21 protein-coding genes are annotated in these 19,598 nt (G+C 68.6%); 3 read left to right on the top strand and 18 right to left on the bottom strand.

Annotated elements, in window-relative coordinates:
• Nucleotides 1-23: 23 nt before the first annotated feature.
• Entirely contained in the window at nucleotides 24-560 is a 537-nt protein-coding gene (locus GO308_RS16610; protein ID WP_240886233.1) for a GNAT family N-acetyltransferase, read from the top strand.
• A 29-nt stretch (nucleotides 561-589) separates the two neighbouring features.
• Nucleotides 590-1,939 (top strand): cytochrome P450, encoded by a 1,350-nt coding sequence (locus GO308_RS16605; RefSeq protein WP_240886232.1) that lies wholly within the window; start codon nucleotides 590-592, stop codon nucleotides 1,937-1,939.
• A 177-nt stretch (nucleotides 1,940-2,116) separates the two neighbouring features.
• Here the strand turns inward: GO308_RS16605 and GO308_RS16600 are convergent, their stop codons facing one another.
• The 13 genes from GO308_RS16600 to GO308_RS16540 form a co-directional block, all read right to left on the bottom strand.
• Nucleotides 2,117-3,526, bottom strand: a complete 1,410-nt coding sequence (locus GO308_RS16600; protein ID WP_240886231.1) for a UdgX family uracil-DNA binding protein — start codon at nucleotides 3,524-3,526, stop codon at nucleotides 2,117-2,119.
• Between the two features lie 11 nt (nucleotides 3,527-3,537).
• Entirely contained in the window at nucleotides 3,538-4,785 is a 1,248-nt protein-coding gene (locus GO308_RS16595; protein WP_066671351.1) for a putative DNA modification/repair radical SAM protein, read from the bottom strand.
• Nucleotides 4,786-4,831: 46 nt separating this feature from the next.
• Nucleotides 4,832-5,353: a hypothetical protein gene (locus GO308_RS16590; RefSeq protein WP_240886230.1), complete on the bottom strand. Its 522-nt coding sequence runs from the start codon at nucleotides 5,351-5,353 to the stop codon at nucleotides 4,832-4,834.
• A 61-nt stretch (nucleotides 5,354-5,414) separates the two neighbouring features.
• Nucleotides 5,415-5,816, bottom strand: a complete 402-nt coding sequence (locus tag GO308_RS16585; protein ID WP_066481498.1) for a hypothetical protein — start codon at nucleotides 5,814-5,816, stop codon at nucleotides 5,415-5,417.
• A gap of 39 nt (nucleotides 5,817-5,855) precedes the next feature.
• Nucleotides 5,856-6,392 carry a demethoxyubiquinone hydroxylase family protein gene (locus GO308_RS16580; RefSeq protein ID WP_066545758.1) on the bottom strand — a complete coding sequence of 179 codons (537 nt, stop codon included), beginning with the start codon at nucleotides 6,390-6,392 and terminating at the stop codon, nucleotides 5,856-5,858.
• Complete coding sequence (locus tag GO308_RS16575) at nucleotides 6,389-6,865, bottom strand: disulfide bond formation protein B (protein ID WP_066481494.1); 477 nt, start codon at nucleotides 6,863-6,865, stop codon at nucleotides 6,389-6,391. Before GO308_RS16575 ends, GO308_RS16580 begins: the two co-directional genes overlap by 4 nt.
• Before the next feature lie 19 nt (nucleotides 6,866-6,884).
• On the bottom strand, nucleotides 6,885-8,264 hold the full coding sequence (locus GO308_RS16570; RefSeq protein ID WP_240886229.1) for a S41 family peptidase: 1,380 nt from the start codon (nucleotides 8,262-8,264) through the stop codon (nucleotides 6,885-6,887).
• A 100-nt stretch (nucleotides 8,265-8,364) separates the two neighbouring features.
• A complete protein-coding gene (locus tag GO308_RS16565; protein ID WP_240886228.1) occupies nucleotides 8,365-9,561 on the bottom strand; it encodes a peptidoglycan DD-metalloendopeptidase family protein in 1,197 nt (398 codons plus the stop codon).
• A gap of 6 nt (nucleotides 9,562-9,567) precedes the next feature.
• Nucleotides 9,568-9,990: a 23S rRNA (pseudouridine(1915)-N(3))-methyltransferase RlmH gene (locus tag GO308_RS16560; RefSeq protein ID WP_240886227.1), complete on the bottom strand. Its 423-nt coding sequence runs from the start codon at nucleotides 9,988-9,990 to the stop codon at nucleotides 9,568-9,570.
• Between the two features lie 22 nt (nucleotides 9,991-10,012).
• Nucleotides 10,013-10,333, bottom strand: coding sequence for a ribosome silencing factor (rsfS, locus tag GO308_RS16555; protein WP_066481486.1), 321 nt, complete (start codon nucleotides 10,331-10,333; stop codon nucleotides 10,013-10,015).
• A gap of 77 nt (nucleotides 10,334-10,410) precedes the next feature.
• Nucleotides 10,411-11,055 (bottom strand): nicotinate-nucleotide adenylyltransferase, encoded by a 645-nt coding sequence (locus GO308_RS16550; protein ID WP_269450290.1) that lies wholly within the window; start codon nucleotides 11,053-11,055, stop codon nucleotides 10,411-10,413.
• A gap of 156 nt (nucleotides 11,056-11,211) precedes the next feature.
• On the bottom strand, nucleotides 11,212-12,249 hold the full coding sequence (locus GO308_RS16545; RefSeq protein ID WP_066481481.1) for an aldo/keto reductase: 1,038 nt from the start codon (nucleotides 12,247-12,249) through the stop codon (nucleotides 11,212-11,214).
• Between the two features lie 117 nt (nucleotides 12,250-12,366).
• Nucleotides 12,367-13,617, bottom strand: a complete 1,251-nt coding sequence (locus tag GO308_RS16540) for a glutamate-5-semialdehyde dehydrogenase (RefSeq protein ID WP_240886226.1) — start codon at nucleotides 13,615-13,617, stop codon at nucleotides 12,367-12,369.
• Between the two features lie 62 nt (nucleotides 13,618-13,679).
• On the opposite strand from GO308_RS16540, the gene GO308_RS16535 reads away from it, so the two are divergent.
• Nucleotides 13,680-14,756, top strand: coding sequence for a DUF3667 domain-containing protein (locus GO308_RS16535; protein WP_240886225.1), 1,077 nt, complete (start codon nucleotides 13,680-13,682; stop codon nucleotides 14,754-14,756).
• Nucleotides 14,757-14,789: 33 nt separating this feature from the next.
• On the opposite strand, the gene GO308_RS16530 is transcribed toward GO308_RS16535, so the two are convergent.
• From GO308_RS16530 to GO308_RS16510, 5 genes are all read right to left on the bottom strand, one after another.
• Nucleotides 14,790-15,185, bottom strand: coding sequence for a hypothetical protein (locus GO308_RS16530; RefSeq protein ID WP_240886224.1), 396 nt, complete (start codon nucleotides 15,183-15,185; stop codon nucleotides 14,790-14,792).
• 59 nt (nucleotides 15,186-15,244) lie between these two features.
• A complete protein-coding gene (locus tag GO308_RS16525) occupies nucleotides 15,245-15,565 on the bottom strand; it encodes a hypothetical protein (protein WP_156454088.1) in 321 nt (106 codons plus the stop codon).
• Between the two features lie 86 nt (nucleotides 15,566-15,651).
• A complete protein-coding gene (gene ftsH / locus GO308_RS16520) occupies nucleotides 15,652-17,604 on the bottom strand; it encodes an ATP-dependent zinc metalloprotease FtsH (RefSeq protein ID WP_066481472.1) in 1,953 nt (650 codons plus the stop codon).
• Between the two features lie 67 nt (nucleotides 17,605-17,671).
• On the bottom strand, nucleotides 17,672-18,673 hold the full coding sequence (tilS, locus tag GO308_RS16515) for a tRNA lysidine(34) synthetase TilS (RefSeq protein WP_240886223.1): 1,002 nt from the start codon (nucleotides 18,671-18,673) through the stop codon (nucleotides 17,672-17,674).
• Between the two features lie 4 nt (nucleotides 18,674-18,677).
• Nucleotides 18,678-19,577 carry a tetratricopeptide repeat protein gene (locus GO308_RS16510; RefSeq protein WP_240886222.1) on the bottom strand — a complete coding sequence of 300 codons (900 nt, stop codon included), beginning with the start codon at nucleotides 19,575-19,577 and terminating at the stop codon, nucleotides 18,678-18,680.
• Between the last annotated feature and the right edge of the window lie 21 nt (nucleotides 19,578-19,598).

Below are 19,598 nucleotides of genomic sequence, written 5' to 3'. Positions count from 1 at the left end.
CAGATACGGGCATAGCGTGCGCCATGCCCATCGACACGCCCAGCCTGCGCATCGCCACCGCCGCCGACGTCGCCGCACTGCATCGGCTGGTCGAGGGCGCCTATCGCGGCGACAGCGCGCGGCGCGGCTGGACGCACGAAGCCGACCTGCTCGACGGCCAGCGCACCGATCCGCAGGTGCTGGCCGACATGATCGCCGACCCGCACCAGCGTGTGCTGCTCACCGAGGTCAACGGTGCGCTGATCGGCTGTGTCGGCGTGCGCTTCGAGCCGCCCGCGATCGGCTATCTCGGGATGCTGAGCGTCGATCCCGCGCACCAGGCGGCTGGGACCGGGCGTCAACTGATCGCCGCGGCGGAGGCGCTGGCGCGCGACACGTTCGGCGCGACGGTGATGGAGATGACGGTGATCCGCCAGCGCGGCGACCTGATCGCCTATTACGAGCGGCGCGGCTATCGCCTGACCGGCGAGACGCGCGCGTTTCCGCTCGACGACCCGAGCTTCGGCATTCCGCGCACCCGCGACCTCGTCTTTGTCGTGCTCGCGAAACCGCTCGCCTGAAGCCGGGGCGACGCGGTAGGGTCAAAGCCATGGAGTCGCCCGCGTTCGTGCCCGTCCACCCGCCGCGAACCGATCGGCTCGCGCCCGTCTGGGCGGCGTTTTTCGGCGAACGGTCGCGCAATTCGATCATGGGGTGGAGCCATGCCGCCTTCGACGGCTGGTATGTCCGCCGCCAGGTACTGGGGATGACCGTCCACATCCCCCGCCACCCCGACATGATCGAACATGTGCTGCTCGGCAATGCCGCCAATTATACCAAGCCGCGCGTGGTCAAGCGGCTGATCGCGCCGCTGGTCGGCGAGGGGCTGCTGAGCGCCGACGGCGAGCTGTGGCGGACCCAGCGTCGCATCGTCGCGCCCACCTTTGCTCCCGGTGCGGTCGCCGCACTGACCCCGCTGATCGTTGCGGCGGCGCGCGCCGCGCCCGGCGGCTGGCCGGACGCGGGCACGATCGACATCGCCCGCGCCGCGACCGACACGACGATGGCGATCATCGCCGATGCGCTGTTCTCGGGCGATCCACGCCTCAAGACCGCGACCGCCAGCCGCCACATCTCGAACGCGCTCGAAGCCGCCGGGTCGGTGCGCCTGTCGGCGATCCTGGGTCTGCCGCAGATCGGCATCCGCCGCACGGTGCGGCTTGGCCAGCAGGGACGCGTCTTTCTGCGCGACACGCTGACCCGCATCGTGCGCGAACGCGGCCCTACCGGCGGCGACGATTTTCTGGGTCAGATGATCCGTGATCTCCATGCCCGCTTTCCGGCGACGCGCGCGACGATGCTGGCGATCGACAATGCCGCGACCTTCTATGTCGCCGGGCATGAGACGACGGCCAATGCGCTGACCTGGAGCGTCTATCTGCTCGCGGGCGACCCGGTGGCGCAGGCGCGCGCGCGGGCGGAGGCCGCCGATGCGCTGGTCGGCGATCCCGCGACCTTGCCCGACCGGCTGCCCTATCTGCGCCGCGTGCTGGACGAGGCGCTACGGCTCTATCCCCCCGCGCCGCGCTTCGACCGCGAGGCGGTAGCGGCCGACCGGCTGGGCGACCATGCGGTCGCGCCGGGCGACATCGTGTCGGTCTGGCCCTGGCTGATCCATCGTCACCGCCGGCTGTGGGAGGCGCCCGACCATTTCGATCCGGATCGCTTCGCCCCCGAGCGCGCGGAGGGCCGGCACCGCTTCCAGTATCTGCCCTTCGGCGCGGGTCCGCGCACCTGTGTGGGGATGCGCTTCGCCATCGTCGAGGCGCTGGTGATTTTGGCGCACTGGCTCGCCGCCTATCGCTTCGCGCTCGATCCCGCCCATCCGGTCGAACCGGTCGGCACGGTGACGCTACGCCCCGCCAATGGCCTGATGCTGCGCGTGGAGACGGTGGGCTAGCGGCCGGGGCCATATACGAAGGTCAATGCCCTGGCTCCGCCGTCACCCCGGCCTTGTGCCGGGGTCCACGTGGCCAAATGTCGCAACCGTCAGGACTGAGCGTCCCGGTGGACCCCGGCACAAGGCCGGGGTGACAATGATTTCGACGGCGGCGTCGGTGAATCTCGATCGTCCCCCTTACCCCGCCGCAATCGCCCGTGCCGCGGCCAGATCGCGCACGAACGCGGCATATTCCGCGTCCGCACGCGCGCGATCGTCGATGCGCAGCAGGAAGCTCGGGTGGATCGTGATGAATCCCGCCATGCCGCTGGCCAACGCAATCTCGCGTCCGCGCTCGCGTCCGATCGTCACCGCCCTGCCGGTCAGCGATCGCGCGGCGCTCGCGCCCAGTGCAACGATCAGGCGGGGCTGGACCAGCGCGATTTCCTGGTCGATCCACCAGCGGCACGCCTCGATCTCGCCCGCATCGGGCTTGGCATGGATGCGCCGCTTGCCGCGCGGCTCGAACTTGAAGTGCTTGACCGCGTTGGTGACATAGGTCTCCGCCCGCTCGATCCCGGCCTCTGCCAGCGCGCGGTCGAGCATCTGGCCCGCCGGACCCACGAACGGCCGACCGGCCAGGTCCTCCTGATCGCCGGGCTGTTCACCGACCAGCATCAGGCGGGCATCGCGCGGCCCTTCGCCGAACACCATCTGGGTCGCCGGCTGCCACAGCGGACAGCGGCGGCACGCGTCGGCCTCGGCACGCAGCAGCGACCACGGATCGCCATTGTGGGGCGCGTCGGCGGGGCGGGCGGTCGTCGCGTCTGGGGAAGCTTCGATCATCGCATGCTCACGCTGGCGGGCCTCGGCGATCAGCCCCTTCACCAACGCGGTTTCCGGCATATTGTGCCAGTATTTGCGAGGCATCTCCTTCATCATTGCGCCGATCTTGACGCGCGCGGGGTTGAACGTCGCGGCATAATAGGTCTTCCACGCCGCCTCGACCGGATCGTCGTCGGGTGCATCGCCGCGCGTCGCGCCCGGCCCTTCGCGCAGCGCGCGCGTGTCCCAGTCGATCGTGATTTCCGGCGTCAGGATCGTCCATCGCATCGTGTTGAACCGATCGACGAAGAAGCGCGCATTGTGACGGACGATGTGATGTTCGGGCTCGAACCAAGCAACATAGCGTTCGCCCTGATCGTCGACGAGCTGGCGAAAGCGGACAAAGGCCCGCATCTTGTGGATGTCGCGCCTCACGCCCTGCGCCATGCGCTCCAGCGCGCGCAGCGCCGGGTCGGCCCGGTCCTCGATCAGGCCGGGCCGTTCGGACAGGCGGATCAGCATCGCATAGAGCAGCGCGAAGCGTTCGGGCGCGGCGTGCATGACGACCGAGCGCGCGAGATCAAGGAAGCGGCGCGACACGCGCAACGCATCCGGCGCGATGCGCGCCGCGGGCAGCGCGGCATCGGCGGCAAACAGGTCGCCCGCCGCGTCACCCACGCGCCATGCCACCTCGCCCGGCGCAACGCCGGCCAAGGCGAGCGTGCGCGCGGCATGGCGCCAGCCGTCGAAATCATCGGGTGCGTCAAGGGTGATTTGATGCACGGCGCGCGTCTTCAGGCGGCGAACAGCTCGAGCTGACGCGTCGCCGCCGGCGGCGTTCGCGGCTGCAACGCGCGATCGGCCAGCGCGACCGGCCGCCAATCCTCCGCGATCAGAAACGGGCGGACGCGTGCGACCGACACGGTCAGGCGCGCGACATCGTCCAGCCGCAGCCGCCGCCAGCGCCGCGCGGTCACGATCGCGTTCACCGCCTTCACCCCCAGCCCCGGCACGCGCAGCAGCGCCTCGCGCGGGGCGCGGTTGACATCGACCGGAAACCAGTCGCGAAACTTGAGCGCCCAGGCGAGCTTGGGATCGATATCGAGCGGCAGCATTCCGGTCGCCCCGTCCGCCGCATCGGCCACTTCGCGCGGCTGAAATCCATAGAAGCGCATCAGCCAGTCGGACTGATACAGCCGGTGCTCGCGCATCAGCGGCGGACGCTGGAGCGGCAGCACGGCGCTTGCATCCGGGATCGGGCTGAATGCCGAATAATAGACGCGACGCAACGCAAAGCGGTCGTACAGCGATGCGGCCTTGCCGACGATGTCGCGATCGGTCGCCGCATCCGCCCCGACGATCATCTGGGTCGACTGGCCACCCGGCGCGAAGCGGGGCGCATGCCGGTAGCGCTTGCGCGCGTCGCGATGGTCGACGATCGCGTCGCGCATGTCGTGCATCGCGCCCTCGATCCGCGTGACGGATTTTTCGGGCGCCAGCCGGGCGAGCCCGCCTGCCGTCGGCAGCTCGACGTTGATCGACACCCGGTCGGCATGCCGCCCCGCCGCCGCGACCAATTCGGGATCGGCGTCCGGGATCGTTTTCAAGTGGATATAGCCGCGGAAATCATGGTCCTCGCGCAGCGACCGCGCGACCTCTACCAGCTGCTCCATCGTGTAATCGGAGGTGCGGATGATGCCCGAGGACAGGAACAGCCCCTCGATATAATTGCGCTTGTAGAAATCGAGGGTCAGGTCGACGACCTCGCGCGCGGTGAAGCGGGCGCGCCGCACGTTCGAGCTTTTGCGATTGATGCAATAATGACAGTCGAAGATGCAGCTGTTGGTCAGCAGGATCTTGAGCAGGCTGATGCAGCGGCCGTCCGGCGCATAAGCGTGGCAGATGCCCATGCCTTCGGTCGAGCCCAGCCCCCTGCCCCCGCGCGAATTGCGCTTGGCCGTGCCGGAGGATGCGCAGGACGCATCATATTTGGCCGCGTCGGCCAGGATTTCGAGCTTCTGCCGGATGTCGAGTTGCGCCATGCGTTCCTTTTATGTTCGCATCGCGCGCCTGTCGAGCACGAAGCGATCAACCGAACAACCACTGACCGAGCAAACGGTTGAACGGAAAGGTGAAAAAACCGGCGATCAAGAGTGCACCGGTTACCATCGAACGGACCGCGCGGCGGTGGCGCGCGACGCGGTGGGTACGCGCCGTCCACCAGATCAGCGGTGCCTGGATCAACGTCCAGGCCGACAGCGCGTGGATGAAGCTGAACCGCCCGTCATTGGCGTCGCGAATCCCGAAGCTGATCAGCGCGGTCGCGGTCAGCGCGACGACCCATATCCGCCCGAGCCAGCGATGCCGCTGGTCCCCGCGCCGGCCGAGCAGCATCAGCGGGGTCAGCCCCAGGGCGACCAGGATCGTCCCCAGATGCAGCCACACGAACGGGGGCACCCGGCCCCACTGGGTGGCACCGCGAGCAAGCGCGACCAGCACCGCCGCCAGCAGCGCCAGCGCCGCGATCGCCAGAAATTTTTCGTAACCGTCTGCCGCCAGCGGCCGGGCGCGGTTCGCCCCGAACGGCTGTGCATTCGCCTGTGTCGCCATGATCGTCCCCCGACGATGTTGCCCCGTGGCGAAGCCTATGCCGGGTGCAGGCGAAGCGCAATCACGGCAGCGGGATGTTCGATTCCGCCTTCTTGCGCGCGCGGCGCTCGGCGCGATAGGCATCGGCGCGCTCGCCATAGCATCCCGTCGCCCCGCCCAGCCCGACCGCCGAGCAGCTGCCGATGCCGGCCTCGGTCGCCTCGACGCCAGTTTCCTGCTGCTGCGCCCAGCTTTCGTTCTCCGGCGTCACCTCGAACTCGCGCAACTCCTTGGGGATGCGGAAACGCTCGGCCTCGTCGCGGCGGACGCAGACATAGATTTCCTGGCCCGCATCGTTCGTCGGGCACTTGTCATCGCCATAGATCACCAGCGTGCCGCCGCGCACCTGCGCATGGGCCGGCGCGGCCAGCGGTGGCACCGCCATCATGCCGGCGAGGAGCAGCGAATTGACGATCAGCTTCATGGTCTACTCCTCGAACGCGCCGGCCAGTGTCCGACGATGTCAGATACGTTTGGATACCGCAATCGCGGCACGACATCCCGCTCGGATTACGGCGGACAGCACCGGATAGCCGGGGGTGCGTTCGGCACCCGCCTGAAGCGCGGCCTCCTTGTGCTCCAGCTCCTCGTCGCGGAACGCCGCAACTGCGGCGGCGAGCTCGGGATCGGTATCGCCGATCTGGTCGAGCTGTTCGCGGTAATGCGCGTCGATCTCGGTCTCGACCGCGACCGTGCAGGCCATCGCGGCCTCCGGCCCGATCGCGGCGGTCACCACGCCCAGCGCATATCCCGCCACGTCCCACACCGGCTGCAACAGCGTCGGCCGCACGCCGCGCTCGGCGATCAGCCGGTCGAAAAAGGCGCGGTGACGCTCTTCCTGGCTTGCCATGCCGGCGATCTCGCGCGCGGCGGGGTGGCGTTCGCCCATCACCGCCAGCTGCCCGGCATAGATGCGGGTCGCGCCATATTCCCCCGCCTGGTTGACGCGGATCATCGCGGCGACATCGATACCGCGGTCGCCCGGCTTTGCGGCGTTCATCCCCGTCTCCTTTGTCGCAACAACATCCATATGGCGATCGCGCCGCCCAGCGAAAAGAGGGCATTGAATCCCGCCAGCGAGATTCCGAAAAGCGTCCATTGCGGCGCGTCGCAACGCACCAGCGGCGCGTTGAGGATCGCGGTCAGCGTGTCCTGACCCGGCGTGAAGCTGGCCGTGCAGGCGGTGATCCCTTCCCACCAGTGATATTCGACCCCCGCGTGGAAAATGCCGATCGCACCGCTGATCGCGATCGCGACCGCCGCCAGCGCGACCAACGCCCGCCTGTTGACCCGGCCGGGAACGGCATAGGCCATCGCGGCGAGCACGATGGCGGCATAATGCGGCCAGCGTTGCCAATGGCACATCTCGCACGGATACAGGCCACCCAGATATTGCGAGCCGAGCGCGCCCGCCATCAGGGCAAGCGGCAATAGGAGCGCGAGCGTGCGCGCGGGGGCCAGACCGTCCGTCATTGCGTTGATCGCGCGGGGATCAGCGCGTCCCCGCCTTTGCCTTGGCCGCGGGCTTGACCGCCGGCTTTACCGGGGCCTTGGCCGGCGCCGCGGCAAGCGCGGTCTTCGGCCCGAGCCGGCTCACCGACTGAAGCGCATAGTGCAGCTGGAAATCCTTGATGCCCTGCTTTTCGAGTTGATCGGGCGTCGCGCTGAACCGCGGATCGTCCTTGGCGTCTTCCTCCAGCACCTTGTTGTCGACCTTGGCCTCGTTGATCAGGTGACGGCGCAGGTCCGCCTCGCGGAACACCGGGCGCGACTTATAATCCGGATCGGACAGCTGCGGCACGACCAGATCGGGCTCGATTCCGCCCTCCTGCACCGACCGCCCCGACGGGGTGTAGTAGCGCGCGGTGGTGAGCCGCAGCGCGGTTTGCGGGCCCAGCTGCTGCAGCGTCTGGACCGACCCCTTGCCGAAGGTGCGCTCGCCCATCACGACGCCGCGGTGATGATCCTGGATCGCACCCGCGACGATTTCGGACGCCGAAGCGGTGCCCGCATCGACCAGCACGACCACCGGCAACCCGCCGGTCAGGTCGCCGGGCTCGGCATAGAAACGTTCGATGTCGTTCTTCTCGCGTCCGCGCTGCGACACGATCTCGCCATGATCCAGGAACGCGTCGGAAACCTCGATCGCCTGGCTCAGCAGCCCGCCGCCATTGTCGCGCAGGTCGATGACATAGCCGAGCGGCTTCCGGCCCAGCGACTTCTCGATCGCCAGGATCGCGGCGCGCGTATCGGCGCCCGTGGACGCGGAGAAAGTGTTGATGTTGATGACGCCGACATTGTCCTTCACTTCCCACTTCACGGGCTTCTGGACGATGATCTCGCGCACCATCGAGACTTCGATCGGCTTGTCCTGTCCGGCGCGGACCAGCGTCAGCGACACCTTCGTCCCGGGCGGGCCGCGCATCTCGCCGATCGCCGCGTCCAGCGTTTCGCCGAAGATCAGCTTGCCGTTGATGTGGGTGATGTAATCGCCCGCCTTCACGCCCGCGCGGAACGCCGGCGTGTCCTCGGTCGGCGAGATGACCTTTACCGCGCCGTCCTCCTGCGTGACCGTCAGCCCCAGCCCGCCATAATTGCCCTCGGTCTGGATGCGGAGATTCTCGAAATCGAGCGCATCGACATAGGAGCTGTGCGGATCCAGCGCAGCCAGCATCCCCTGGATCGCGCCCTTCATCAGCGTCTTGTCGTCGACCTTGTCGACATAGCTCGACTTGACGCGGCTATAGACGTCCATGAACGCGTCGAGCTCGCGGAAACTGTCGGTATCGACCTGCGCCATCGCGCTGGTCGCCACCGGAACCAGCGCGAGCGCGCCGACGATCGCGGTTGCCTGAAGAAGCGGGCGGAACATGGCGATGACTTTCAACCTGTTGGCGTGACGGCGCACGATAGCGCCATTCATCCCGCCTAGCAAAGGCGCGTCATGCTGAACACAGGCTGAAAACCGCGCCTCAACCGACCAGTGCCGCGACATCGACCGGCACGCCGTTGCGGCGCAGCTCCAGCATGATCCGGCCGTCGTCGCGCGCGCCCACCCGGCCGACCGCCGCCCCCGCCCCGACATGATCGCCGCGCGCGACGTCGATCGCGTCCATTCCAGCGATCAGCGTTGTCCAGCCCGATCCGTGATCGAGGATGACGATGCGGCCATAGCTCCGGAACGGGCCTGCGAAGATCACCTGGCCGGCGGCGGGCGCGACGACGCCCGCACCCGGCGCAACCGCCAGCGTCAAACCGCGCGCGCGCACCCCGGCATCGGAGGCCGCACCCAGCCCGCCGACGACGCGGCCGACAACGGGCAGGCGATAGACGCCGCGTTCGACGGCGCCCGGATCGCCCTCCCCTGCCTGCCGCGGCCGGGGCAGCGGGCCCGCGAGCGCGCTCAGGTCGGCCGCGATCTCGCCCGCGGACCGGGTTTCGTCGATCGTTTCGACCAGCTCGCGTGCTTCCTCGGCCAGCGCCAGCGCGCGATCCGATTCGCGCAGCGCGCTTTGCGCCAGGCGGCGCGATCGCAGCCGCTGCTCGGCCTCCAGCGCGACCAGTTCCAGCCGCCGCGCGTCGAGCCGGTCGCGGCTCGCGGTCAGCGCCGCGACGGCGCGCCCGGCATCGCCGCGCAGCCGGCGCACCTGTTCGACCTCGCGACGGACATCGGCGCTGCGCGCGGCGATGACCGGGGTCACCGTGCCCAGCACCGCGCGGACATGGACGATGTCGCTGGTCGACCCCGGCTGCGCGATGCTGAGCACGCTGGGGCGGCTGGCGAGCGATTGCAGCGCGGCGACCAGCCGCACGATCACGCCCTGCCGATCCGCCAGCCGGTCGCGCGCATCCGCCAAAGCGCGTTCGACCAGCACGATCCGCGCGCGCCCGGCGGCGATGTCGGCCTGTGCGGCACGGATCCGCGCCTCGGTCGCGGCCTGGCGCGCGGCGGCGGCGCGGGCCCCGTCGCGGGCTGCGGCGGCCAGCCGGTCGAGCTCGCGTGCGCGTGCATCGGCGGCGGCGGCTTGCGCCTTGGCGGTGCGCAGCCGGTCGCGCTGGGCATCGAGCGACGGCCCCGCCACCGGCGGCTGGGTCGCGAGCGCGAGACCCGCCGCGCCGGTCGCGGTGGCGGCGATGGCAAGACAGGACAGGGCGACGAGGCGGCGCATCACGCGTCAGCCTTCGCGATGATAAGGGTGGTTGGCAAGGATGCTGACCGCGCGCCACAGTTGTTCGGCCAGCATCGCGCGCGCCATCAAATGCGGCCAGGTCAGGCGGCCGAAGGAGAGGAGCAGATCTGCCTCGGCCCGCGCGGCATCGTCGAAACCGTCGGCCGCGCCGAGCATGAACCGCGTTTCGCGCACACCCGCGTCGCGCCAGTCGCCCAATCGCTGCGCCAGGTCGCGCGAGGGCAGGTTCACGCCCTTTTCATCGAGCAGGACGAGGCGGCTGTTCGCCTCGCGCGGCGGCGGTCGCCCCCCGGTGTCGGGCAATTCGGTGACCCGCACGGGCCAGGTGACGCGCTTCAGATAGCGGTCGACCAGCTCGGCCTCCGGCCCGCGCCCGATGCGCCCGCGCGCGACGATGTGCAGCAGCACGGCGGGCAGTGCCGGGCGCGGGTCAGGCGGTGCCGGCGACCGGCGTCGTGTCCCCAAACGCCCACATCCGCTCGAGATTATAGAAGCTGCGCACTTCCGGGCGGAACAGATGGACGATGACGTCGCCCGCATCGATCAGCACCCAATCGGCGGTCGGCAGCCCTTCGACGCGGGCCGACCGGCCGAACTGCGCCTTGATCTTCTCGGCGAGCTTGGTCGCCATCGACGCGACCTGGCGCGTCGACTTGCCCGACGCGATCACCATGTAATCGGCGATGCTCGATTTGCCCGCGAGCGGGATCGACACGGTTTCGACCGCCTGGTCATCGTCGAGCGACGACATCACGAGTTGATGCAGCGCCGCGACCGGGTCGGGGTCGGACGAGGGGGACGCCTGAACGGGTATAGCCAAGGGAGCTCCTAGGGTTGGGATGATCGCGTGCCGGATGTTGGGGACGGCAAAAATTGCCGGTGCCAGGCGGGATCCGCGGCACGAAGCCGGGTCGCGGAAGTCGGATCAGGGCGGAAGCGCAACAGCACGAGTGCCGGCAATCTCCAACGCGTCCAATGCTTTGCCTGGCCTGCGGGCCGCACGGAGCGCCGCAGCCAACCCATCGCAACACCTGCATGGGCATCCGCATCATAGCCTGGCCGCGCGATTACCGCAATCGGAACCTGTCGCGCGATATCGCGCCAGCCCCGCCATTCGTGGAAATGGACCAGATTGTCCGCGCCCATCAGCCAGATGAAACGATGGCGCGGGTAAAGTCCCGGCAGCTTGTCGAGCGTGTCGACGGTATAGCGGGTTTTCAGCCGCCGCTCGATCGCACTGACCCGGATCGGCGCGTGGCGCGCCATCCGCCGCGCCGACGCCAGCCGCGCCTCGAACGGCGCCATGTCGCTGACCCCCGATTTCAACGGATTGCCGGGCGAAACCAGCCACCACACCTCGTCCAGACCCAGCGCCCGCAGCGCGTGGAGCGACAGGTTGCGGTGGCCGCGATGCGCGGGATTGAACGACCCGCCCAGCAATCCGATGCGCTTCATCGCCCGCCGGGATGCCAGTGCGCGTGCGCGCGCGCAAGAAGAGGTGCATTACCAAGGAAAGGTGAACCGTCACCCCGGCCTTGCGCCGGGGTCACGCTCCTCTTCTGCAAGCACGGAAAAGCGGGACCCCGGGTCAACCCCGGGGTGACGACCGAATTGTCGGCAACGCCCGCCTCACGCCCCATGCGGGGTCTGGGCGAGCATTTCGGCGCGGTAGCGACCCTGCATGGTGAACATCCAGCCGGGATATTCGGGCGGCAGCGCGCTCACCGCGTCGAGCGCCGCCAGTTCGTCGCGCGTCAGCTCCAGCGTCGCGGCGGCCAGATTATCGTCGAGCTGGTCGACGCGCTTCGCCCCCATGATGACGCTGGTCACGACCGGCTGATGGAGCAGCCAGGCGAGCGCGACCTGCGCGATCGAGCGTCCATGCGCGTCGGCAATCGGCGCCATCGCCTCGACGACGCGGTCGGCACGGGTCTTGTCGAGCGGAGGAAAATCGAAATTGACCCGCCGGCCCTCGGCTTCGGCCCCGCGATATTTGCCGGACAGATAGCCGCCCGACAACGGGCTCCACACCATCAGCCCGACCTGTTCCGAACGCAGCATCGGCACGATCTCGCGCTCCAGGTCGCGGCCGCCGATGGTGTAATAGGCCTGGAGCGTCTCGAAGCGGGCAAGGCCCTGCCGCTCGGAAATGCCGAGCGCCTTCATCACCTGCCACGCCGCCCAGTTGGAGACGCCGATATAGCGGACATGCCCGTGCTGGACGAGCGTGTCGAGCGCGCGCAGCTGCTCCTCGATCGGCGTCACCGGGTCCCAGCCGTGAATCTGGTACAGGTCGATATAGTCGGTATCGAGCCGCTTCAGGCTTTGCTTGACCTGTTCCATGATGTGGGCGCGCGATGCGCCGCGGCCGTTGGGGCCATCGCCCATCTGGCCGAACACCTTGGTCGCCAAGACGACCTCGTCGCGCTTCAGGCCAAGGTTGCGGATTGCGCGGCCGGTGATCTCTTCCGACACACCCGCCGAATAGACATTGGCGGTGTCGATGAAATTGACACCCGCATCGACCGCCCGTCGCACCAGCGCGTCGGCGTCATCCTGCTGGAGATTGCCGATCGGCTCCCAGAAACCGCCCCCGCCAAAGGTCATGGTGCCAAGGCAGAGTTCGGAAACGAACAGGCCGGTATTGCCGAGACGATTGTAGCGCATGGGTGATGCTCCCGCGAAAAGAGGTCCAGGAATCAAGATTCGAGCTGGAGGAACGGGCCGGGCGGCCCGGCCAAAAGATGGGGATCGCGGCGGCCGCTCGCAAGGCGGCGTACCTGATCAGGCGCGCGCTTGGCCGCTGCCGATCACCAGCCACTTGTAAGTCGTCAGCCCCTCGAGCGCGACGGGTCCGCGCGCGTGCAGCCGCCCGGTTGAAATGCCGATTTCCGCGCCGAGCCCGAACTCGCCGCCATCGGCAAACTGGGTGGAGGCGTTCCACATCACGATCGCCGAATCGACCCCGGCCAGGAAGCGGCGGGCGGTGGCTTCATCGGCGGTGATGATCGCGTCGGTGTGGTGCGACCCGTGCCGGGCGATATGCGCCATCGCGCCGTCGACGCCATCGACGAAGCGTGCCGACAGGATCGCGTCGAGATATTCGGTGTCCCAATCCGCATCCCCGGCAGGCCGCGCACGCGGCTCGAGCGCGCAGACCGCACTGTCGCCGCGCAGCTCGCAGCCGCTGGCGACGATGGCGGCAAGCAGCGGCGCAGGTGCCGGATAGGCGCGGTCGATCAGCAGCGTCTCGGTCGCGCCGCAAATGCCGGTGCGGCGCATCTTGGCGTTGACGACGATCCGCTCGGCCATCGCCGGATCGGCGGCGGCGTCGACATAGCTGTGGTTGATGCCGTCCAGGTGCGCGAGCACCGGCACGCGCGCCTCCGCCTGGACGCGCGCGACCAGCGACTTGCCGCCGCGCGGGACGATCATGTCGATCCGCCCGGCCGCGCGCAGCATCGCGCCCACCGCGGCGCGATCGGTGGTCGGCACGAGCTGGACCGCGTCGACGGGCAGCCCCGCGCTGGCCAGTCCCTCCACCAGCGCGGCGTGGATGGCACGGTTGCTGTCGCGCGCCTCCGATCCGCCGCGCAATATCGCGGCGTTGCCCGACATGACGCACAGCGCGCCCGCATCCGCGGTCACGTTGGGCCGGCTTTCGAAGACGATGCCGATGACGCCGATCGGCACGCGCACGCGCCGAAGCTGCAGGCCGGTGGGCGCGGTGCGCGAATCGATCGTCTCGCCCACGGGATCGGCGAGGCCGGCGACCGCTGCGACCGCATCCGCCATCGCGGCAACCCGCGCGGAATCGAGCCGCAACCGGTCGAGCATCGCACCCGACAATCCCGCCGCGGCACCCCGCGCCATGTCCTCACTGTTCGCGGCGACGATCGCATCCGACGCCGCGCGGATCGCGTCAGCACCCGCGCGCAGCCCGGCGGCCTTGGCGTCGGTCGCCATGCCCGCAAGCGCGAGCGACGCGGCGCGTGCCCGTGCCGCCATGTCGTTGATCAGTGCATCCACATCCATTGGGCGCAATCCTGTTCCATTCGACACTCGCATCGCGCGGATGGCGATGATAGTCCAGCGTCATGGGGGATTTGGAAGCAGCGGCCGACATCGCCACCGGCGGCCTGATCGGCCATACGATCGAGCCGCGCGCGGGCGACGCCACAAGTGCGCATGCGGGCGCGCACGGGGCCTGCCTCAATTGCGGCACCGCGCTGACCGGCGCCTTCTGTCACGCCTGTGGACAGCAGGCGCACGTCCACCGCACGCTGGGTGCGATCTGGCATGACATCCTGCATGGTGTGCTGCATTTCGACGGCAAATTATGGCGCACGCTGCCGATGCTGGCCTGGCGACCGGGCGAGCTTACGCGGCGTTACATCGCGGGCGAGCGCGCGCGCTTCGTGTCGCCGATGGCACTCTTCCTGTTCTCGGTATTCACGATGTTCGCGGTGTTCTCGATCGTCGGCCTGTCGCCTCCGACCGACATTTCGTCCGACACCGCCATCCGCGCGGGTATCGAGGAAACGCGCAAGCGGATCGCTGACAATCGCCGCGAGGCGATCGAGGATCGCGACAAGCTGGGCGCGGCCGACCCGAAGCGCGCCGAACTCACCAAACAGATCGCGGACTATGAGCGCGACTATCGCGAGCTTGGCCGGATGCTGCCGGTCATCGACGCACGCGGCAGCGGCAACCGGATCATCGGCGGGATCGAGACCGGCTGGAAGCGGCTCGACAAGGGGATCGAGAAAGCGAACAAGAACCCGGGCCTCGCGCTCTACAAGCTGCAGTCGAACGGCTACAAGTTTTCGTGGTTGCTGATCCCGCTGTCGCTGCCGTTCGTCTGGATCATGTTTGCATGGCGGCGGCAATATCATGGCTATGACCATGCCGTGTTCGTCACTTATTCGATCGCGGCGATGTCGATCCTGTTCACGATCCTGTCGGTCGCCGCGACGATCGGGCTGGGCGAGGGGTGGATCTTCGCGATCGCGACCTTCGTGCCGATCCTCCACATGTATCGCCAGCTTCGCGGCGCCTATCCCTCGACGCGGTTCCGGACGATCGTGCGGACCCTGTTCCTCAGCCTGATGATCGTTTCCTTCATCTTCCCGCTATTCCTCGTGGCGCTGCTGGGGCTGGGGTTGCTCGGCTGAGCGCGACGGGTCCGGCGCGTCACTTGGCCGGAGCTACTTGGCCGGGCAGGGGAAGCGCTTTTTCATCATCGCATAGAACGCGGCCTTGACGCTGGTGGTGCGTGCGGTCGCGGCGGGGATCGCCTCGAACTCGGCGATCAGGTCGCGCGCGTTGACATTGGCCTTGCCCGCCGGGGGCGGACAACTATGCGCCGGACGGCCCGCCGCCTTGTCGCGCGCCAGGTCGGCACGATAGTCGGCACCCGCTGCCACAACCTCGTCCCTCAGCAGCTTGATGTCGGGCGACCCCATCGCCAGCAGGCCCTTGGCGCGCAACGCCCGCGACTTTGTCAGAAACTGCTCGACCGTCATCGCCTGGGCCGCAACCGGCATCGACAACGATCCGCAGATCAGGATCGCGAGGGACCGGCGCAAACGCAATTTGCCCATGATGAAGCTCCGTTTCGCAAAGCCCGGCGCAAGCCGGGATCGCGGAGGTGGTTGCGAGATCAGCAGGGGTAGCGGATCGCCATCAGGCGGAACAGGCCGTCCTGGACCGGAATCCGCCGCGCCTCCTCGGGCAGCGTCTCGATCAGCGGGATCAGCTCGCGCGACGTCAGCGTCACCTGGCCCTTGGGCGGCGGGCAGCTGTGGCGCGGCTGGCCCGGGGCCGGCCCGGCGTCGATCATCGCGCGATAGGCCGCACCTGCCGCCCCCAGCTCGCGGTTGAGCAGGTCGACATCGGCCGGGTCGGGCGTACCCGGCGCTTCGACGCGTTTGAGCACCGGCAGCAGGCCGTCGAGCGTCAGCGACTGGGCCAGGACGGGCACCGGCGATGCCAGCAGGGCAAGAAAAAGCCCTCCCACGGCGAGTACCGCGGGAGGGCGATTGTCGGTCACGGCCGCCACCGGCGGGGTCACGCGCCCTGCGGGGCCGGATTGCCGAACGGCCCCTTGGGACGCCGCGTCTTGGGGATCGACGTGCCGGCTACGCCCGTCGGCGTTGCCACCGCGCCGGTATCCGGACGACCGATATCGTCGCCGGCGACCAGCCGCTTGATCTCGTCGCCCGACAGCGTTTCATATTCGAGCAGCGCGCCGGCCAGCGTGTGGAGCTGATCGACATGATCGGTCAGCAGCTGCTTGGCCTTGTCATAGCCCTGCTCGACGATACGCTTGATCTCTGCATCGATGGCGAGCGCGGTTTCGTTCGACATCGACGAATTCTGGTTGCGCGAATAGCCGAGGAACACTTCCTCCTCGCCCTCCGAATACATCAGCGGGCCGAGCTTGTCCGACATGCCCCAGCGGGTGACCATGTCGCGCGCCAGCTTGGTCGCGTACTGGATGTCGCCCGACGCGCCCGACGAGACCTTGTCATAGCCGAAGATGATCTCTTCGGCGACGCGGCCGCCCATCGACACCGCCAGATTGGCGTACATCTTGTCGCGGTGATAGCTGTAGCTGTCCCGCTCCGGCAGGCGCATCACCATGCCCAGCGCACGGCCGCGCGGGATGATCGTCGCCTTGTGGATCGGGTCGGAAGCCGGCTCGTGCAGCGCGACGATGGCGTGACCCGCTTCGTGATAGGCGGTCATGCGCTTCTCGTCCTCGGTCATCACCATTGAGCGGCGTTCCGCGCCCATCATGACCTTGTCCTTGGCTTCCTCAAATTCCTGCATCGCGACCAGGCGCTTGCCCTTGCGGGCGGCCATCAGCGCGGCCTCGTTGACGAGGTTCGCAAGATCGGCACCCGAAAAGCCCGGCGTGCCGCGCGCGATGGTGCGCGCCTCGACATCGGGGGCCAGCGGCACCTTCTTCATGTGAACCTGCAGGATCTTCACGCGTCCGTCGATGTCGGGACGCGGCACGACGACCTGCCGATCGAAACGGCCCGGACGCAGCAGCGCAGGATCGAGCACGTCGGGGCGATTGGTCGCGGCGATGATGATGATGCCTTCGTTCGCCTCGAACCCGTCCATTTCGACGAGCAGCTGGTTGAGCGTCTGTTCGCGCTCGTCATTGCCGTTGCCCAGGCCCGCGCCGCGATGGCGGCCGACCGCGTCGATTTCGTCGATGAAGACGATGCACGGCGCGGACTTCTTGGCCTGCTCGAACATGTCGCGGACGCGAGACGCACCGACGCCGACGAACATTTCGACAAAGTCGGAGCCCGAAATCGTGAAGAACGGCACGCCCGCCTCGCCCGCGATTGCGCGGGCGAGCAGCGTCTTGCCGGTGCCGGGCGAACCGACCAGCAGCGCACCCTTGGGGATCTTGCCGCCCAGCCGGGCGAACTTGGTCGGATCCTTCAGGAACTCGACGATTTCCTGCAGCTCCTCGCGCGCTTCGTCGATACCGGCCACGTCGTCAAAGGTGACCTTGCCTTCTTTTTGCGTCAGCAGCCGCGCGCGCGACTTGCCGAAGCCCATCGCGCCCGAGCCCGAATTCTTCTGCATCTGGCGGATCACGAAGAAGGCGATGCCGAGCAGCAGCAGGAACGGCAGCGAGTTATACAGCAGCACCATCCAGATCGACGTGCTCTCCCGGGGCTGACCGTTGATCACGACCCCGGCCTCGCGCAGCCGGTTTGTCAGCTGCGGGTCCTGGATTGCGACGGTGCGGAACCGCTGGTCGTTCGAGAAGCTGCCGGTGATCACGTCAGGCGACACGTTGACCGACTTGACCTGTCCTTCCTCGATCCGGTCGAGGAAGGTCGAATAGGGGATCGATTCGCCCGAACCCTGCGAGCTGCGCGTGTCGAGCAGCGACACGAACAGCGCGAGCGCGAGCAGAACGCCGACCCAGATCAGCAGGCTCTTCATCCAGGGATTGGTGCCGTTGTCGGGCTGCTTGTCGTTGTCATTCATGGGGCGCGATACCTTTCAGTCCCCCAAGATAAGCGCGCGCGGGTTAATGGCAATGGAACAAAGCCGATCAGCCTGATCGACGCGACGGTTCTGTCCGAAATTGCCAGATCGCGCCGCGCGGCGTCACCAGAACCCCGCCCTGATTGGCCGGCGCGCCCGACTCGACCATGTCGAGCAGCGATTCGATGCGAGTCGCGGTGTCGAATTCCGGGCCTTCCACGCCCGCACGTTCGCGCACCGCCAAAATCGCACGCCGGACGAGGCGGCGGCGCAGTTCGCGCGGCAGGCCCGTCAGGTCGAGCGCACAGTCGGCTGCGTCGCCCCCCGCACGCTGCCGGTCGGCCCACAGCCAGTCGGTGATCGCGGCCAGTTCGTCATCGACCTCGGCCAGTGCCCGCGCGCTGCGCGCCAGGCGGTCGGGGTCGAGCCACGCCTCGCGGACCAGCAGCGCGCGCACCCGCGCCCGCTCGAACCGTTGATCGGCGTTGCTGGGGTCGTCGACAAAGGGAATGGCGGCGGCCTCGACCAGCGCGCGCAGCGCCTGTCGCCGCCAGCCCAGCAGCGGACGGAGGACCGCGACCTCGCCCGGCACATGGCGTGCCGCCGGAATGCCGCGCAGCCCCGGCAGGCCGGTACCGCGCGCCAGCCGCATCAGCAGCGTTTCGGCCTGGTCGTCGGCGTGATGCGCGGTCAGCAAGACAATGACACTCTCCGCCTGCGCCCAATCGCCGAGCAGTCGATAGCGCAGCGCGCGCGCCGCCGCCTGCGCGCTGCCGGCGTCGGGCGCGTCCCGCGGCGCGAGAATCGCGTGGGACACGTCATGCGCGGCGCACCAGTCGGCGACCATCCGCGCTTCGTCTGCGGCGGCGGCGCGCAGCCGGTGGTCGACGGTGGCGGCACGGACCTGCCCCGGCCACGCCGCGACTGCCAGCGCCAGCATCGCCATGCTGTCCGCGCCGCCCGACACCGCCAGCCCGATCCGGTCGCCGGCCATGAAGTCGCGGCCAAACAGCGCGGTCACGTCGCCCCGGAACTGCTCGACCGCCTGCGGATCGAGCGCCGCGGTCACGCGCTCACTTGCACTTGGCGGCCGCCTTGCCGCGATCGACCTCGGCCTGCTGCTCCAGGCTGATCTTGCCCGGATATTCGCTCTCGAGCGCGGTATAGACCTTGCAGATCTCCGCAGGTGCAGCCTTCAGCGATTGCAGCGCCTTGCTGAGGTAGAACAGGCTGTCGGCCGCGCGGTCGCCGGTCGGCAGCTTGACGTAATTGTCGTAGAACGCCTTGGCGGCATCCTGCGGCTTGCCGCCGTCGAGATAGGCGCGGCCGAGCAGGTTGCGGGCATAGCTGGCACGGCGATGGTCGGGATGGGCCGCGACGGCCTTTTTCAGCTGCGTCTGGGCGGCCGGATACTGTTTCGCCGCCCACAGGCGATAGCCGTAGATATAGTCGTCCTCGCCCGCGTCGCCGGTGTCGGGCTTCTCGACTGCGGAGGCCGCCGCCGTGCCGGTTGCGGCGGCGGGCGCGGCCGCGCCCACCGTCGGCACGATCGCGGGCGCGTCCACCGGGACGGCGGCGCGTTCGAGCGCGGTCAGGCGCGCGTCCGTCGCCTTCTTATAGGCGTTGAACTGCTCCTCGATCTGGCGCAGCCGGAACTGGGTTTGTTCGATCTGGCCGGTCAGCGTGGTGAACTGACCCTCCAGCGCATCGACACGCGCCTCGAGATTGGCGATCGGGCTGGCGATCGGCGCGCCCGGCGGTGCGGTCGTGGTCTGTGGCGCGGTGATCTGCGGCTCGACGGTCGGCGCGACACCATTGGGGAATACCTTGCGCTGGACTGCGCGCATCTCGCGCTCCAGCCGGTCGACCCGGGGTTCGAGACCGGACTGGGCAGCCGCCGGCGGGGCGACGCCGATGGCGAGCAGGAGCAACGCGGCACGGGCGGGGATCGAAATCATCATGGCACCGGTCATAGCCAGAAGCGCGGGCGGCTG

The sequence above is a fragment of the Sphingomonas sp. SFZ2018-12 genome, from assembly GCF_022496715.1.
Lineage (GTDB): Bacteria > Pseudomonadota > Alphaproteobacteria > Sphingomonadales > Sphingomonadaceae > Sphingomonas.
This window is presented reverse-complemented; position numbering and strand designations above follow the sequence as displayed.